14 protein-coding genes and 1 tRNA gene are annotated in these 14,697 nt (G+C 69.4%); 6 read left to right on the top strand and 9 right to left on the bottom strand.

The window, feature by feature from the left end; all coding sequences use genetic code 11:
• Nucleotides 1-33: 33 nt before the first annotated feature.
• Nucleotides 34-267, top strand: a complete 234-nt coding sequence (locus tag AR539_RS13835) for a DUF5703 family protein (protein ID WP_024366712.1) — start codon at nt 34-36, stop codon at nt 265-267.
• 30 nt (nt 268-297) lie between these two features.
• On the opposite strand, the gene AR539_RS13840 is transcribed toward AR539_RS13835, so the two are convergent.
• The gene (locus AR539_RS13840; protein ID WP_231728617.1) at nt 298-1,473 is read right to left on the bottom strand and encodes an acyl-CoA dehydrogenase family protein; all 1,176 of its coding nucleotides are present in this window, start codon (nt 1,471-1,473) and stop codon (nt 298-300) included.
• A 15-nt stretch (nt 1,474-1,488) separates the two neighbouring features.
• The gene (locus AR539_RS13845) at nt 1,489-2,793 is read right to left on the bottom strand and encodes a M20/M25/M40 family metallo-hydrolase (protein WP_066437974.1); all 1,305 of its coding nucleotides are present in this window, start codon (nt 2,791-2,793) and stop codon (nt 1,489-1,491) included.
• A gap of 163 nt (nt 2,794-2,956) precedes the next feature.
• On the opposite strand from AR539_RS13845, the gene AR539_RS13850 reads away from it, so the two are divergent.
• A tRNA-Leu gene (locus tag AR539_RS13850) sits at nt 2,957-3,039 on the top strand.
• Between the two features lie 104 nt (nt 3,040-3,143).
• On the opposite strand, the gene AR539_RS13855 is transcribed toward AR539_RS13850, so the two are convergent.
• The 4 genes from AR539_RS13855 to AR539_RS13870 form a co-directional block, all read right to left on the bottom strand.
• Complete coding sequence (locus AR539_RS13855; RefSeq protein ID WP_066437977.1) at nt 3,144-3,881, bottom strand: hypothetical protein; 738 nt, start codon at nt 3,879-3,881, stop codon at nt 3,144-3,146.
• 26 nt (nt 3,882-3,907) lie between these two features.
• Complete coding sequence (locus AR539_RS13860; protein ID WP_066437979.1) at nt 3,908-4,309, bottom strand: hypothetical protein; 402 nt, start codon at nt 4,307-4,309, stop codon at nt 3,908-3,910.
• 112 nt (nt 4,310-4,421) lie between these two features.
• Nucleotides 4,422-6,608: a 4-alpha-glucanotransferase gene (malQ, locus tag AR539_RS13865; RefSeq protein WP_066437986.1), complete on the bottom strand. Its 2,187-nt coding sequence runs from the start codon at nt 6,606-6,608 to the stop codon at nt 4,422-4,424.
• Between the two features lie 9 nt (nt 6,609-6,617).
• Entirely contained in the window at nt 6,618-7,157 is a 540-nt protein-coding gene (locus AR539_RS13870) for a hemerythrin domain-containing protein (RefSeq protein ID WP_066437988.1), read from the bottom strand.
• A gap of 227 nt (nt 7,158-7,384) precedes the next feature.
• Here AR539_RS13870 and AR539_RS13875 point away from each other — a divergent pair, with 227 nt between their 5' ends.
• The 4 genes from AR539_RS13875 (at nt 7,385) to AR539_RS13890 (ending at nt 10,809) form a co-directional block, all read left to right on the top strand.
• Nucleotides 7,385-7,762, top strand: coding sequence for a TraR/DksA family transcriptional regulator (locus AR539_RS13875; protein ID WP_066439992.1), 378 nt, complete (start codon nt 7,385-7,387; stop codon nt 7,760-7,762).
• Nucleotides 7,759-8,538, top strand: a complete 780-nt coding sequence (locus AR539_RS13880; RefSeq protein ID WP_066437991.1) for a M50 family metallopeptidase — start codon at nt 7,759-7,761, stop codon at nt 8,536-8,538. The genes AR539_RS13875 and AR539_RS13880 overlap by 4 nt, the downstream gene beginning before the upstream one ends.
• A 9-nt stretch (nt 8,539-8,547) precedes the next feature.
• Nucleotides 8,548-9,612 carry a glutathione S-transferase family protein gene (locus AR539_RS13885; RefSeq protein WP_066437994.1) on the top strand — a complete coding sequence of 355 codons (1,065 nt, stop codon included), beginning with the start codon at nt 8,548-8,550 and terminating at the stop codon, nt 9,610-9,612.
• A 63-nt stretch (nt 9,613-9,675) separates the two neighbouring features.
• Nucleotides 9,676-10,809: an FUSC family protein gene (locus AR539_RS13890; protein WP_082699370.1), complete on the top strand. Its 1,134-nt coding sequence runs from the start codon at nt 9,676-9,678 to the stop codon at nt 10,807-10,809.
• 108 nt (nt 10,810-10,917) lie between these two features.
• On the opposite strand, the gene AR539_RS13895 is transcribed toward AR539_RS13890, so the two are convergent.
• Genes AR539_RS13895 through AR539_RS13905 form a run of 3 tightly spaced genes read right to left on the bottom strand, consistent with a single transcriptional unit; the run spans nt 10,918 to nt 14,615 of the window.
• On the bottom strand, nt 10,918-11,829 hold the full coding sequence (locus AR539_RS13895) for a MaoC family dehydratase (RefSeq protein ID WP_066437999.1): 912 nt from the start codon (nt 11,827-11,829) through the stop codon (nt 10,918-10,920).
• The gene (locus AR539_RS13900; RefSeq protein WP_066438001.1) at nt 11,826-13,211 is read right to left on the bottom strand and encodes a 3-oxoacyl-ACP reductase; all 1,386 of its coding nucleotides are present in this window, start codon (nt 13,209-13,211) and stop codon (nt 11,826-11,828) included. Before AR539_RS13900 ends, AR539_RS13895 begins: the two co-directional genes overlap by 4 nt.
• A gap of 9 nt (nt 13,212-13,220) precedes the next feature.
• Nucleotides 13,221-14,615, bottom strand: coding sequence for an acetyl-CoA C-acetyltransferase (locus AR539_RS13905; protein ID WP_066438004.1), 1,395 nt, complete (start codon nt 14,613-14,615; stop codon nt 13,221-13,223).
• Between the last annotated feature and the right edge of the window lie 82 nt (nt 14,616-14,697).

A 14,697-nucleotide genomic window follows, 5' to 3' on the forward strand; every position in this document is an offset into this window, starting at 1 on the left:
ACGTTAGCCGGAAAAGGTAGAAAATGGAGAGCAATGAAGGAACATTTTCTGAGCAGCTCGGTCCGGCGGGAACGGGACTATGTGAGGCAGTACGAGTACCTCGTACTGACGGTCAGTCCCGAGGATTCCCTGCCCGAAGCGCGCCGCCGCCTCGTGGAGCATTCCGAGTACGGCAAGTGGGAACTTGAGCGCAGTGTGCTGTACCTGGGCGGCGGCCGCCGCTTCTGGCTGCGCCGCCGGGTGACCCAGGTCCAAAGGACCGTCTAGGGTTCTGGAGTCCAACGGACCGTCTGGTTCCTATGCTGTCTCGAGCGGTCCCAGCCAGGCGTTGGCCACGGTGTTGTGCGCGGATTCGTCGTCCGAGGGGTGGAACATTCCCGCCAGCACGTCGCGGTAGAGCCGTTCCAGTTCGGAGCCGCGGAAATAGCTGGAGCCCCCGGATACCCGGATGGCCAGGTCCACCACGGTGCGGGCCGTCTCCGTCGCACTGACCTTCAACCCCACCAGTTTCGGGAACCACTGGCCGCCGTGGTCGGCCAGCGCGTCGACGTCGGCGGCAACGCTGGAGAGCTGCGGGTACAGCGCGTCCATCGCCATGGCGGCGTCGGCCACCTTCCAGCGGATGTCCGGGTCCTGGGCGTAGCTGCGGCCGCCGTTCTTGAACGACGTGCGCCGCTTCACTGCCTCGACCCCCAGCACCAGCGCCCGTTCGCCGATGCCCGTGTAGACCGCGGCCAGCAGCGTCTCGAAGCAGGCGAAGATGGCGAAGATCAGCGGGTCCGCATTGGGACCGACGGGAAGCTTCCGGAAGATCCGCTCGGCGGGCACCACGGCGCCGTCCAGCACGGTGGTGTTCGACTGGCTGGCGCGCATGCCCAGGGTGTCCCAGTCGGCCAGGATTTCGTAGCCGGGGGTGTCCCTGGTGATGAAGCCGTGGACCAATTGCCCTTCGCCGTCGCCGGCCGAGGTGTCCTTGCCGAAGATCCCCAGCCGGGTCCATGCCGGCGAGAGGCTGGTAAAGATTTTGCGGCCGGTGAACGAGTAGCCGCCGCCCGTGTCCGGGACGGCGACGGTCCGGGAGTCGAAGAGGACCGAATCGTTCCCCGCCTCCGAGTTCCCGAACGCGAAGATCTCGCCCTGCGCGGCTTCCTTGAGGACGAAGTCCAGCGAGGAGTCGCCGCGGGCGGCCAGGACGTGCGCGACGCCGGTCCACACGAGGTGCATGTTGACCGCCAGCGCGGTGGCAGGGGCCGCCGTGGCCAGGCGCCGCTGCAGCTGCGCCGCCTCCGCGAGCCCGAGCCCCAGCCCGCCGTCGGCCGCCGGGACGAAGATCTTGAGGTAACCGGCCGCCGCGAGGTCCTCCAGGTCCTCGCTGAAAAAGGCGTTGTCGCGGTCGTACCCGGCGGCACGGCCGCGGATCCGGTCGAGCAGGGATTCGGGCAGGACGTCGGTCAGGAGATCGTCAAGGCGCATGGTCAGCTCTCAGCCTCAGTAGTTGGTGAGCAGGGTGTCCAGCACGCGTGCGCCGAACTTGAGGGAGTCGGTGGGGACACGCTCGTCCACACCGTGGAACATGCCGGTGAAGTCCAGTTCGTCCGGGAGCTGGAGCGGCGCGAAGCCGTAGCCGGTGATCCCCAGCCGGCTCAGGGACTTGTTGTCGGTCCCGCCCGAGAGTGTGTAGGGCAGGACCTTGGCGCCGGGGTCCTCGGTGTGCAGGGCATCGATCATAGCGTCCACCAGGTTGCCGGCGAACGGAACCTCAAGCGAGACGTCGTTGTGGACGTAGCTGACGTCCACACCGGCGCCGGCCAGCTCCCGGACGGTTTCCAGGACGTGCTCCTCCTGGCCGGGCAGGGTCCGGGCATCGATAAGGGCCTCCGCCGATTCGGGGATCACGTTGTGCTTGTAGCCTCCCTTGAGCAGGGTGGGGTTGGTGGTGTTCTGCAGGGTGGCGCCGACGAACCGGGCCACCGTGCCGAGTTCCTTGAGGATCTTGTCGGGGTCGTCCGGATCGAATTCCACGCCCGTGAGTTCGGTCACGCCGTCGAGGAACTGCCGCGTGGTGGGGGTCAGCTCCACCGGCCAGTTGTACTCCCCGATGCGGGACACGGCGCTGGCGAGCCGCGTGACGGCGTTGTCGGTGTTGATCTGGGAGCCGTGGCCGGCGCGCCCGTGGGCCACGAGGCGGAGCCAGGAGAGGCCTTTCTCCGCCGTCTGCAGCAGGTAGGTGCGCTGGCCGCCGATGGTGGCGGAGAAGCCGCCCACCTCCGAGATGGCCTCGGTGGCGCCCTCAAAGAGTTCCGGCCGCTTTTCGATCGCGTACCGGGCGCCGTAGGTGCCGCCGGCTTCCTCGTCGGCGAAGAACGCGAAGATCAGGTCCCGCTTGGGCTTGCGGCCGGTGCGGGCGAAATTCCGCATGACGGCGAGGATCATGGCGTCCATGTCCTTCATGTCCACGGCGCCGCGTCCCCAGATCATGCCGTCCTTGAGTTCGGCGCCAAACGGATCCACCGACCACTGGTCGCGGAGCGCGGGGACAACATCAAGGTGCCCGTGGACCACCAGGGCGCTGGCGGAGGGGTCCTCCCCTGCCATCCTGGTCACCACGCTGGCACGCCCCGGGGCGGCCTCGAAGATTTCGGCGTCGAGTCCCACTTCTGCCATCAGCCCCGCGGTGTATTCGGCGGCCGCCCGCTCCCCCGGGCCGGAGCCGTCGCCGTAGTTGGACGTGTCGATCCGGATCAGTTCCTGGCAGATGCGGACTACCTCGTCCTCGGGCCTGATATCAGTCATGTTTCACTCCTCGTGGCGGCGGCTCTGTTGTTGCTTCAGCCTACCCACACCACCCTGCCGGGCCCCGATTATTTGTTTACGGAAAAGTCGTGCTAGAGTCTTTCTCGCTGCTTCGGAGAAATCCAAAACGCTGAAAGGCGAAAAGGTTTCCCGAATACCACCTGCGCGGGTGGCGGAATGGCAGACGCGCTAGCTTGAGGTGCTAGTCCTCGAAAGGGGGTGGGGGTTCAAGTCCCCCTCCGCGCACAACAGGAAAAGGCCCTGGAATCCTATGGATTCCAGGGCCTTTCTGTTATCGACTTCCTCCCCCTGGCCGGGCCAGGGGGTGGCTGAACCGCTGCCGCCCGGTTCTACTGATAAGTCAGGCTGAGGAGCATTGCCTTCAGCTGGCGGTATTGTTCTGAGCCCATCCAGGCTTCCGCGGCGGCGGGAGTTTCAAAAGCGGCTTTGGATACTGGTCCACCGAAGACGACCGAGGCGGTCAGGACGCCGTTGGGCAGCATCACCTGGTTGGATCCGGAGCTGCCGTCGGGTGCCAGGAATTCGCCGGCGCGCCGGACGTCCATGAAGTAATGCGCGGGGTCTGCGGTTCCCGGGTACTCGTCGTACGCGAAGCCGAACTCCGTGGCCTCCCCTGCCGCGGGGGAAATCCCGGGGACCGGTGCGTGGTCCAGGACAGTCCGCCGGGCCGGGCCGGCGGCGCCGTCGCCGTACATTCCACTGAACACGCTGGCCACTTCAGCGCCGGAGGCGTCGTGGACGGTCGCGTGGAACGAGGTCTTCTGCGCTTCGGCATCGAGGGCTGGCCCCGGCCTGGTGTTGACCGTCCAGCCTGCCGGGTGGGTGAAGGAGACGTGGCCATCCGGGAACGTGAAGGTCTCCAGTGCCGGCGCCTGTGGTGTCTCCGGGGCCGGTGTCGCCGTCCCGCTCGAAACCGCGGGCCCGGCGGAAGACGGTGTTGTCGGTGTTGTCGTGGTTGTCGCTATTTGCGTGTTCTGCGGGGCCTGCGGGGCGGCGCAGCCGGTAGTAAGGATGAGCCCTGCCAGTGCGGCTGCGGCCAGGGTGGTGTGGATGGTGTTCTTCGTCATAGTGTTTCCCCCTCGTGCTGGCCGGATCATTCGCTGCTGGAACTCGGTTCCGGCCACTTCCACCGGCCGTCCGGCATGATTTTGTAGACCACCGCACCGAAGAGCAGGTCGCTGGTCCCGGCGGGGTCGCCGCCGTGCCGGACGTACTCTGCCTTGACTCTCCGTCCGCGGCGCTGCATGGCCCCCACACACCACCACAGGCCCGCGAGGCCGCCCAGTGCGATGACTCCCATGAGCGCATAGCCATCCTCGACGCCGAGGCAGGCACCAACGACGAAGGCCAGGCCGCCGGCGACTGCGGCGCAGAACGCCCCCTGAAGCACCACGGTGAACCACAGCGAGGAATTCGGAGGCCGGTTCCCGATCCCGTAGAGAGAGTCTTCGTGCTCTTTGGTGAGGCGCCGGCTCAGGTCGTCGAGGGGGTTCATTGGGTTCTTTCCTGTCGTCACTGGATACTTCATCTGTCGGGTCCGCGTTTGAAGTCTAGCCAGTGGGGCACTCCGCTGCTCCCCTGCGCAAGCGCCCTGCAGCCTGGACCGCTCAGACGGCAGGGCCCTCCACCGTGGCGTGCAGCGCGGACCGGACGGTGCCGACGAGCGACCGGAAACCGGGGTCGGACTGCAGCGAGTCCAGGAGCACGGGTCCGCGCGGGCCGGCCAGCGGGACGCGCCAGTTGGGGTACTCCGTGCTGGTGCCCGGCTGGTTCTGGGTCCGGGTTTCGCCCACCGCGTCAACCAGCGCGACGCCCAGCAGGGACGAGGGGGTCAAGGTGGTGAAGGCGTAGAGCGCCTCGACCGTGCCCTGGACGTCCTGGTGCCCGGCCGCCGGCAGGAGGCCGCGTTCCCGCAGGAGCTTGAACACCGCCTGCTGCTCCGCGGCGGCCTCGGCGCGCTCCTCGTGGACCGGACGCCGCAGCAGGCCCAAGGATTCGCGCAGGGTGACGTGTTCCCCGGCGAGGTAGCCGGCGGTCGGGGGCAGGTCATGGGTGTTGACGCTGGTCAGGCACTGCTGCCGGTAGCGTTCCGGCAGGAGCGGGCCGTCGTCGTCGTGCTCGAACCAAAGGATCGAGGTGCCGAAGATCCCGCGCTCGGCGAGGTAGTCCCGTACCCACGGCTCGAACACGCCCAGGTCCTCACCGATCACTATTGCCCCGGCCCGCTGCGCCTCCAGCGCCAGGATGCCGATCAGCGCCTCATGGTCGTAGTAGACGTACGTGCCCTCGCCGGGTCCGGCGCCGTCGGGAATCCACCACAGCCGGAACAGGCCCAGAATGTGGTCCACCCGGATCCCGCCGGCATGGCGCAGCACGGTCCGCAGCATGTCCCGGTAGGCGGCGTACCCGGATTCGGCGAGCCGGCCGGGATGCCAAGGCGGCTGCGTCCAGTCCTGGCCCTGCTGGTTGAACATGTCCGGGGGTGCGCCCACGGTGACGTTCCGTGCCAGCACCCCGGCCAGGGACCAGTCGTCCGCGCCGCCGGGCTTGACGCCCACCGCAAGATCGTGGATGACGCCGATCTCCATGCCTGACCGCCGGGCCGCGTGCTGGGCGGCCTCGAGCTGCTGGTCGCACAGCCACTGCAGCCAGCGGTGGAATTCGATCCGGCCGGAGAGCAGGGTCCGCTGCTCCCGGCAGTAGGCGGTGTCGGGGGCGGACGCCACGCCCGCCCATTCGGGCGCACCGGGACCCAGCTTCTCGGAGAGGGCGCACCAGAGGGCGAAATCATCGAGCCCCTGCCCCTCCCCGGCGCAGAAGTCCGCAAACGCGCGGGCACGTGCCGGGTCGCGCGGGACCCCGAACACCAGCTCCAGGGCGGCGAGTTTCGCCGCGTAGCAGGCGTTCCGGTCCAGCAGCGCGGCGGAGTGGTTCGCTGCGTGCTGCTGCCCGGCCAGCCGCTCCACCTCGGACCGTCCGGCCGGGTCGAGGTAGCCGTATTCGGGGATCTCCTCCACCCGGAGGTAGAGCGGGTTGAAGTACCGCCGGGTGGTGGGCAGGTAGGGCGAGTCTTCGACCGGCGGCCGGGCCTCGGCGGCGTGCAGCGGATTGACCAGGACGAACCCGGCGCCCTCCTGCCCTGACATGGTGGCGAGGTCCGCGAGGTCGGCGAAGTCGCCGATCCCCCAGGACCGCGATGAACGGACGGAGTAGAGCTGCGCGGTCAGTCCCCAGTTCCGCCGTCCTGACCTGCCCGATGAAATGAGCGCCGCGGTGGTCTGGAGCTGCCGGGGTGTTACTACCAGCGGGCATTGCGCGGCGGTCCCCTCGTTCTCTGCCACCAGCTGGTGCCAGCCGAGGGGCACCGTGGCCGGGACGGCGAAGGCAGCACGGCCGGTGAGGACGCCGTCGACGTCCACCGGCGCATCCCAGTTCTCCCGCTGTTCCACCGGATACCTGCTGCCGTCTTCGGCGGCGATCCAGACGTTGACGGCACTCCCGTGCGGGACGTGGACGTGGACCAGCAGCTCCTGCCCCTCGCGGGCGACGGCGACCGGCGGCAGGAGGCGGCGCCACGGTGCCAGCCGGGCCGCCGCCAGTGCCGTCTCCATCTCTGCCGCATCCCCGGCGGCAACGCCCAGCGCTGAGAGGACACCGCGCAGTGTGCTGTCCGGGACGGACCGCTCGACGCCGTCCCACCCCCAGTAGGAAGTCCCCACGCCATGTGCTGCCGCGAGCTGGCGCAGCAGATCGGTGGTGCCGGGCCCGTTGTCGTGATGCATGCCATCAGCCATGGGGCCACTCTAGACGCTGGATCCGCTCCCCGTCCCGGGCCGGTGGACGTGGGCTTCACCGACCAGTTCGTGCAGGCCTTCAACGGCGCGGGCCAGCGAGAGTCCGGGGGTGGCGACGATCAGCGGCATCAGGAGCGTGTTCTCCTTCTCCAGGTGCAGGCCGAAGATGTTCCGGATGGATCCGGCAGCCACAGCGGCGTCCACCCCGGTGGATCCCCGCAGTTCCTCGACCAGGCCGACGATCACCTGGTGCTCAGCCAGCATCCCGTCCACCAGCAGCCGGCCCTCCGGCAGGTTGCGGGGCCCGCCATAAAGGGGCCCCTCCTCGGCGAGCGCGTGCGGAACCAGGTCGTCCTCGCACCATTCCACCAGCACTTCATGCGCGCTGTGCTCCGCCACCGCGTCCCGCCCCCGGACGGCGTTCACGAGCGTCTCCGTCAAGGCCGTGAGGCGCTTAAGCATGCCCGCGTGGTGGCGCTCCACCGCTGCCAGGGCTTCCGCTTCCTCATCGGCGTTTTTGGGGCCGGTGCCGGCCGCTGGCTGATCCATGACGTCTCCTGCTTCTGCTGACTGCGGGCTGTACTGGCTCAAGGCTGTACTGACTGCTGGCCCCGGAGGCTCTTTTCCCCACTCTACGGCCGGGATCCGCCCGGGCACCGGGCCTTTCGGCCCGGACATCCGCCCCCGCAGGTGCCACCATGCCGGCGCTGATTCCGCCGCTGATGACGGCTGCGCCTTTAGACGCAGCTGCAGCGTCCGCGCTAGCCTTGCAGCCTATGGTCGACGTCGAAAAGTTCCGGATCCTCCTCCAGGAGGAGCGCCGCCGTAAACTGGCCCTCCTCCCCGCGCTTGGCCGCGATATCTCCTCAGTGAACGCCGCCCGGCAGGATTCGAACGTCGACGACGAACACGACCCCGAAGGCGCGACCATAGCCTTTGAGCTTTCCCAGGCCTCGGCCCTCCTGGAGCAGAGCCGCCAGGGCCTTGCGCAGGTCGACGCGGCCCTGGAGCGGATCGATGTCGGCACCTACGGCATCTGCGCCGTGTGCGGGGAACCCATCGCCGAGGGCAGGCTGGAGGCCAGGCCCTGGACCCCCTACTGCATCCAACACAGCGCGGGCCCCGCCGGAAGGCCGCCGGGACCACGGGCATGAACGACGCTGCCGAGACCTGGTGGCAGCGGATCGTCGCCGGGTTCGCCCACTCCCCCGCCCCGACCGTTACGGGCACGGAACTGGCCCTGGTCATCCTCCTGGCCGTCGCCCTTTGCCTTCCGCGGGCCACCTGGCGGCACTTCGGGCTGCTGGCCACCGTGACCCACGAGCTTGGCCACGCTTTCGCCGCGCTGATGACGGGGCAGCGTGTGGGCGGCATCCGCCTGGGCCTGGACCACTCGGGTACCACCACCACGTACAGCCGGAGACCCCTGGCCGCCGTCTGGTCCACGTTCTGGGGATATCCGGTGCCTGCCGTGGTGGGCGCGGCGATGGTCTGGAGCGGCTTCAACGGCTGGGGCCCGGCGGCGATGTCCGTCGGGACCCTCATCCTCCTGGCCTCGTTCCTCTTTATCCGCAACGGCGCCGGGCTCCTGATCACTGCCGCTGCGGTGCTGGCCGCCGTCCTGCTCGTGCTGTTCGTCCCGCCCGAGTTCACCGGCCATGTCATGATCGTGCTGGGCCTGGCCCTGCTCGTGGCCGCCGTCCGGGATCTGGGCAAGCTGGCCACGGTGCACCTGAAACGGCGGGACCGGCTGGCGACGTCGGATGCGTACCTGCTCTCCCGCGCCACCCCGGTCCCCGCGGCCGTCTGGATCGTGCTGTTCGCCGCCGTCGTCGGTGCCGCCTGGTGGGTTGCCTGGCAGCCCATGTCGGAGGTGTTCGCATTCCTGCCGTCCGCCCTCCTGCAGGGTCAGGGCGCGGCCCCGGCTTAGGCTGGGACCATGAGCACACTACACACGGACGATCCAGGATTCAGCACCAAGGGTGCCTACGTCACCGGCGGCGCGGAGTTCACCCGGGACACCAACTACATCGAGGACCGGATCACCCGCGACGGCGCTCCCGGCCGGAACGGCGAGCCGGGCTGGCCGGTGGAGCCGGGCCGCTACCGGCTGGTCGCGGCCCGAGCCTGTCCGTGGGCTAACCGGACCGTGATCGTGCGGCGGCTGCTGGGCCTCGAGGACGCCATCTCCCTCGGCCAGCCCGGGCCCACCCATGACGCACGCTCCTGGACGTTCGACCTGGATCCCGGCGGCAAGGATCCGGTACTGGGAATGGAACGGATCCAGGAGGCCTACTTCCGCCGGTTCCCGGACTATCCCCGCGGCATCACGGTCCCTGCGATCGTCGACGTCGCCAGCGGCCAGGTGGTGACCAACAACTTCCCGCAGATCACCCTCGACTTTTCCACCGAGTGGACCGCCTACCACCGGCCGGGCGCACCCGACCTGTACCCGGAGGCCCTGCGTACGGAGATCGACGCGGTGAACAAGAGGGTCTTCACCGAAGTGAACAACGGCGTCTACCGCTGCGGCTTCGCAGGGTCCCAGGAGGCCTACGACTCAGCCTACGAGCGGCTCTGGACCGCCCTGGACTGGCTGGAGGAGCGCCTTGCCGCGCAGCGGTACCTGGTGGGAGACACCATCACCGAGGCCGACGTCCGGCTTTTCACCACGCTGGTGCGGTTTGACGCCGTCTACCACGGGCATTTCAAGTGCAACCGGCAGAAGCTCACCGAGATGCCCGCACTGTGGGCGTACGCCCGCGACCTGTTCCAGACACCCGGGTTCGGCGACACCATCGACTTCGTGCAGATCAAGCAGCACTATTACATCGTCCATGAGGACATCAACCCCACAGGCATCGTCCCGGCGGGCCCGGCGCTGGACGGCTGGCTGTCCGCCCACGGCCGTGAGGCGCTCGGCGGCCGCCCCTTCGGCGAAGGAACGCCGCCGGGGCCTGTCCGGGCCGGGGAAGAGGTGGCCCCGGGGCACGGGGCAGGCTAAACCGGCGGCTCCCCCGGGTTCGTCCAGTTGTCGCAGCAACGTCCCGCCCCTAGGGTGAGCCGGATGACTACTACAGACGAGGCCACGCACACAGGGGGTCCCTCCCTGCCTTCGCGGCTCTGGCGGACCGTGTCCGCCAACATCCGCGCGGCGCTGCTTTGGCCCCGGCTGCAGCTGGCCCTGAAGGCAGGGCTGGCGGCAGGCATCGCCTTCGCGATCGCCCCCTATATGCCCGGTTCCGCGGCGAACTACCCCTACTACGCTCCGCTGGGCGCGCTGGTGGCGATGTACGAGCACGTCGCCGGTTCGGTGCGGCAGGGTGTCCAGGCGCTCGCAGGCCTGGCTGTCGGGGTGGGTCTGGCCTTTGTGCTGTTCATCCTCGGCAGCCCGTCGCCGCTGACGGTAGGCGTTGTGATGGCGTTCGGCGTGATCCTGGCCGGTATCCCGAAGATCGGCGCGGGCCGGGACTGGATCCCGACGGCGGCGCTGCTGGTCCTGCTGGTGGGCGGCCACGACCCGGACCAGTTCTCCTTCGGCTATCTCCTCCAGATGGGGGTGGGGGTCTCGGTGGGCATCCTGGTGAACCTCCTGGTGTTCCCGCCGCTGCACTTCCGCGCCGCCGAGCTCAGCATCGCGGAACTGCGCCTGGCGCTCGCCGAGCAGCTCTGGGACATGGCCAAGGCCCTGAAGGAGAGCTGGCCGCCCGAACACGAAGACTGGGCAAAGAGGTCCGACTCGCTTGAGGCCTCCGCGCGGTCCGTCCGCCTGGCCGTGGAGAAGGCCGACGCCAGCCGCCGCGCCAATCCCCGGCGCCGGCTCCACCCCCGGGACATTGAGCAGGACTACCGGGACCTGCGGGACCTGGAACGGGTGACCTTCCACGTCCAGGACGTGACGCAGGTCCTCTCGGACGTCATCTGGGCCAAGGACACCCCCTTCGTGGTGCCGGATGAATTCGCGGCCCCCCTCGCTGACGCCATGGCCTCCGTGGGAGACGTCCTGCGCGCGGTCGAGGAGGAGAGCCCGGAAAAGCAGGTGGAGCAGATCAAGGCCGCCGACGCCGGCGTCCGGGAACTGACGGTACGGGTGGGCGCCGAGGAAGCGGCAACGGATGCCCCGAGCGCTGTCGAATCGATCCTGTTGAGCCTGCACCGGGTGCTCCGCGTGGCGAAGTCCGCCGCCGCGGACCGGGCCTAGCCGCCGCCGCGTCGCCCGACGGGGGAGAATGCACCGGCACAGACAACGACGGCGGTGCCCTCCCCTCTCCGGGGCGGGCACCGCCGTCGTTGGTGCAGCCGGGTGCAGTTAGAGCGCTGCCACTGAACCGCTGAAGTGCTTGCGGCCGGACCGCGCGTTCCAGGCGACATAGTCCGAGCGCTGCCACGCGCCGTCGTCGCCCTGCGTGGTGTTGATGTCCAGGGCCACGCGGGCCGGCAGGAACACCGGCGCCTCGAAGGACACGTCCCAGCTGAAGGCATCACCTTTGGCGGCCCCGACGTCGGCAAGCGCCCTCGACGCCAGGTACATGCCGTGCGCGATGGACCGCCGCATCCCCAGGGCCTTGGCCGAGAGGACGCTCAGGTGGATCGGGTTGAAATCGCCGGACACGGCCGCGTAGGCGCGCCCGGTGTCCACGCCCAGCTGCCACAGCGCCGTGGGATCCGGCGCCGAGAAGGCCGCCGGGGCCGGCGCGGCCGAGGGCTTGTCGATGCCGGGCAGGTACACGCCCTTGGCCAGGTAGGTCGACACACCGCGCCAGCTGACGGCGTCCTCCCCAGTGCGGCGCACCTCGGTGACAACGTCCAGCTGGGTGCCCGCCCGGTGGCCGCGCAGGTCCTCGGACCACGACCGGATGTCCAGGGCGTCTGTGAACCGCAGGGGCTCTGACTGCACCACCCGGTTCTGCAAGTGGATCATGCCCAGCAGCGGCAGCGGGAAGTCATCCCGGTTCATGACACTCATGGCCAGCGGGAACGCCAGGGCGTGGACGAAACCGGCCGGCAGCACGTCGCTCGCGCTCTCGCCGATCAGGTGCTGGTACGCTGTGAGGTTCTCCACTGCCGCCTTGACGCCGCGGACCTCGTGCCGTGTCGCCGGCAGCCCGTTCCCCGCGTGGGTGCCCAGTACCCGCCGGCGCGCCGCAGTGGCGGCTGCGTTGACGTACAGCTTGGACAGCGACGGCATCTCGCCCAGGATGACGGGCTGCGCTGGGGTCATGCCCCCACCAGGTTCTGCCCGCAGACGCGCAGTACTTCGCCGGAGATGCCGCCGGCGGCGTCACTGGCCAGGAACGCGATGGCCTCGGCCACATCGCCCGGCCGGCCGCCCTGCTGCAGCGAGTTCAGCCTGCGGGCGATCTCGCGGGTGGCAAAGGGGATTTTCGCGGTCATTTCCGTCTCGATGAAGCCGGGCGCGACGGCGTTGATCGAGCCGCCGTGCGTGCCGATCAGCGGAGCGGTGGCCCGGACCATGCCCATCACGCCGCCCTTGGAGGCGCCATAGTTGGTCTGGCCGCGGTTGCCGGCGATGCCGCTGGTCGAGGCGACGGAGACAATCCGGGGTGAGTTCCGGAAGTGCTCCGAGGCGAGGAGCGCCTCGTTGATCCGAAGCTGCGCGGCGATGTTGACCGCGATCACCGAGTTCCAGCGTCCCTGGTCCATGTTGGCAAGCAGTTTGTCCCGGGTGATGCCGGCGTTGTGGATCACGATGTCCAGCCGCCCGTGGCGTTCCACGGCGTGGTCAATGATCCGCTGCCCGGCGTCCTCGCGGGTGATGTCCAGCTGCAGGGCCGTACCGTGGACCTCGTTGGCCACCGCGGCGAGGTGGTCCCCGGCGGCCGGGATGTCGACGGCCACCACGGTGGCGCCGTCCCGGTGCAGGGTGCGGGCAATCGCGGCACCGATTCCGCGCGCGGCCCCGGTCACGACGGCGACCTTGCCCGCCAGCGGCTTCTCGGCGTCGGCCGGCAGCTGGCCCTCGGCCGAGCGGACCGTGAGGAACTGCCCGTCGACGAAGGCTGAGCGGCCGGACAGGAAGAACCAGAGCGCGCCGAGGGTGCTGGGGCTGGTGGTGCCGGCGCCGTCGGCCAGGAGGATGCCGTTGGCCGTGGCCCCGGCGCGGAGCTCCTTGGCCAGCGAGCGGACGAGCCCGTCCACGCCCTGCCGCGCCGCGGCGGCGGCCGGATCGGCAGCGCCTGGGTTTGCAGCGTCTGCGTTTGCAGCGTCTGCGTTTGCAGCGTCCGCTGCACTGCGGGAGATGGTGACGACGCGGGCGTTGGCTGCCAGGTCGCGGAGGGACGTGGCCGCGGTCAGGACCGGCTTCTCCAGGTCCTCCGGGCGGCTCAGCTCGTCCAGCACCAGGATGATGGCGCCGAGTTTTTCCTTGGGCACCGCGTGGCGGCGCACGTCAAGGTTCCAGGACAGCAGCGTCGAGGCCAGCGCATCCGCGCCGCTGCCGGCGCCCTGGACCAGGACGGGCCCGGTGACCAGCGGCTGGCCCGGAGTGTGCCGCCGCAGCGCCATCGGCTGGGGCAGCCCCAGTTTTTTGGCGATGTCCCGGCCGAGGCCGTGGCTCACCAGCTGTGTGTATTTGTCGGTCATCGGTTCCCCCTAGTGTGCTTCAAGAATAGCGACGACGCCCTGGCCGCCGGCGGCGCAGATGGAGATCAGGCCACGCGCGGGACGGCCGTCGACGTTGCCCTTCGCGTGGAGCATCTTGGCGAGCGAGGCGACAATCCGTCCGCCGGTGGCCGCGAAGGGGTGGCCTGCGGCGAGGGACGAGCCGTTGACGTTGAGCTTGGACCGGTCGATGCTGCCGAAGGCCCCGTCCAGGCCGAGGCGGGTGCGGCCGAATTCCTCGTCCTCCCACGCGGCCAGGGTGCTGAGCACGGTGCCGGCGAAAGCCTCGTGGATTTCGAAGAAGTCGAAGTCCGAGAGGGTGAGTCCGTTGCGGGCCAGCAGGCGCGGCACGGCGAAGGCCGGTGCCATGAGGAGCCCGTCCTTGCCGTGGACGAAGTCCACGGCAGCCGCCTCGCCGTCAACCACGGTAGCCAGTTTGGGCAGGTCGTGGGCGTCGGCCCACTCCTCGGAGCCAAGCAGCACGGTGGAGGCGCCGTCGGTCAGCGGGGTGGAGTTGCCGGCCGTCATGGTTGCCGCGGATCCCAGGCTCTTGCCGAAAACGGGCTTGAGCGCCGCCAGCTTCTCCAGGCTGGTGTCGGCACGGAGGTTGGAGTCCCGCGCCAGGCCGCGGTACGGGGTCAGCAGGTCATCGAAGAATCCGGCGTCGTAGGCGGCCGCGAGGTTGCGGTGGCTGTTGAAGGCCAGCTCGTCCTGTGCCTCGCGGGTGATCTTCCACTGGGCGGTGGTGAGGGCCTGGTGTTCGCCCATGGAGAGGCCGGTGCGGGGTTCGCCCGTGCTGGGGGCATCGGGGGCGAGGTCCTTGGGGCGGAGCCGGCTGAGGACCTGCAGCCGCTGCGGCAGTGTTTTGGCGCGGTTCAGGTCCAGGAGCACCTCGCGCAGGCCCTCGCTGACGGCGATCGGAGCGTCCGAGGCGGAGTCCACGCCGCCGGCAATGGCCGAATCGATCTGGCCCAGCTTGATTTTGTTGGCGAGGCCGAGGACCGTCTCAAGCCCGGTGGCGCAGGCCTGCTGCAGGTCGTACGCCGGGGTCTCGGCGGACAGTGCGGAGCCCAGCACCGCCTCGCGGGTCAGGTTGAAGTCACGGGAGTGCTTAAGCACAGCTCCCGCGGCAACTTCGCCGATGCGCTCGTCCTGCAGGCCGTATCGGGCGATCAGCCCGTCGAGGGCGGCGGTCAGCATGTCCTGGTTCGAGGACTTGGTGTAGGCGCCGCCGGTGCGGGCGAACGGGATGCGGTTGCCGCCCACGATGACTGCCTTGCGGAGCTGCGGGGTGGCAGCGCGGTCCGGTACCGGGCCGGCGGCCGGGGTGGTTGCTGCGCGGGCAGGGTCCTGAGGTCCGGGTGCGGACTGTCCGTTGACGGACATGGGCTGTCTCCTTCGATCAAAGCGGGTTACCGATACCCAGCGTACCTGATACGCTGGGTATCGTGAACAACTCCCAGACCGG

Origin of the sequence: Arthrobacter sp. EPSL27 (genome assembly GCF_001512305.1) — a bacterium.
Lineage (GTDB): Bacteria > Actinomycetota > Actinomycetes > Actinomycetales > Micrococcaceae > Arthrobacter.

Bases quoted from the DNA above. Each gene is read 5' to 3' on its own strand.
- AR539_RS13835 (WP_024366712.1), top strand. From the start codon at position 34: ATGAAGGAACATTTTCTGAGCAGCTCGGTCCGGCGGGAACGGGACTAT.
- AR539_RS13840 (WP_231728617.1), bottom strand. From the start codon at position 1,473: ATGCGCCTTGACGATCTCCTGACCGACGTCCTGCCCGAATCCCTGCTC.
- AR539_RS13845 (WP_066437974.1), bottom strand. From the start codon at position 2,793: ATGACTGATATCAGGCCCGAGGACGAGGTAGTCCGCATCTGCCAGGAA.
- AR539_RS13855 (WP_066437977.1), bottom strand. From the start codon at position 3,881: ATGACGAAGAACACCATCCACACCACCCTGGCCGCAGCCGCACTGGCA.
- AR539_RS13860 (WP_066437979.1), bottom strand. From the start codon at position 4,309: ATGAACCCCCTCGACGACCTGAGCCGGCGCCTCACCAAAGAGCACGAA.
- malQ (WP_066437986.1), bottom strand. From the start codon at position 6,608: ATGGCTGATGGCATGCATCACGACAACGGGCCCGGCACCACCGATCTG.
- AR539_RS13870 (WP_066437988.1), bottom strand. From the start codon at position 7,157: ATGGATCAGCCAGCGGCCGGCACCGGCCCCAAAAACGCCGATGAGGAA.
- AR539_RS13875 (WP_066439992.1), top strand. From the start codon at position 7,385: ATGGTCGACGTCGAAAAGTTCCGGATCCTCCTCCAGGAGGAGCGCCGC.
- AR539_RS13880 (WP_066437991.1), top strand. From the start codon at position 7,759: ATGAACGACGCTGCCGAGACCTGGTGGCAGCGGATCGTCGCCGGGTTC.
- AR539_RS13885 (WP_066437994.1), top strand. From the start codon at position 8,548: ATGAGCACACTACACACGGACGATCCAGGATTCAGCACCAAGGGTGCC.
- AR539_RS13890 (WP_082699370.1), top strand. From the start codon at position 9,676: ATGACTACTACAGACGAGGCCACGCACACAGGGGGTCCCTCCCTGCCT.
- AR539_RS13895 (WP_066437999.1), bottom strand. From the start codon at position 11,829: ATGACCCCAGCGCAGCCCGTCATCCTGGGCGAGATGCCGTCGCTGTCC.
- AR539_RS13900 (WP_066438001.1), bottom strand. From the start codon at position 13,211: ATGACCGACAAATACACACAGCTGGTGAGCCACGGCCTCGGCCGGGAC.
- AR539_RS13905 (WP_066438004.1), bottom strand. From the start codon at position 14,615: ATGTCCGTCAACGGACAGTCCGCACCCGGACCTCAGGACCCTGCCCGC.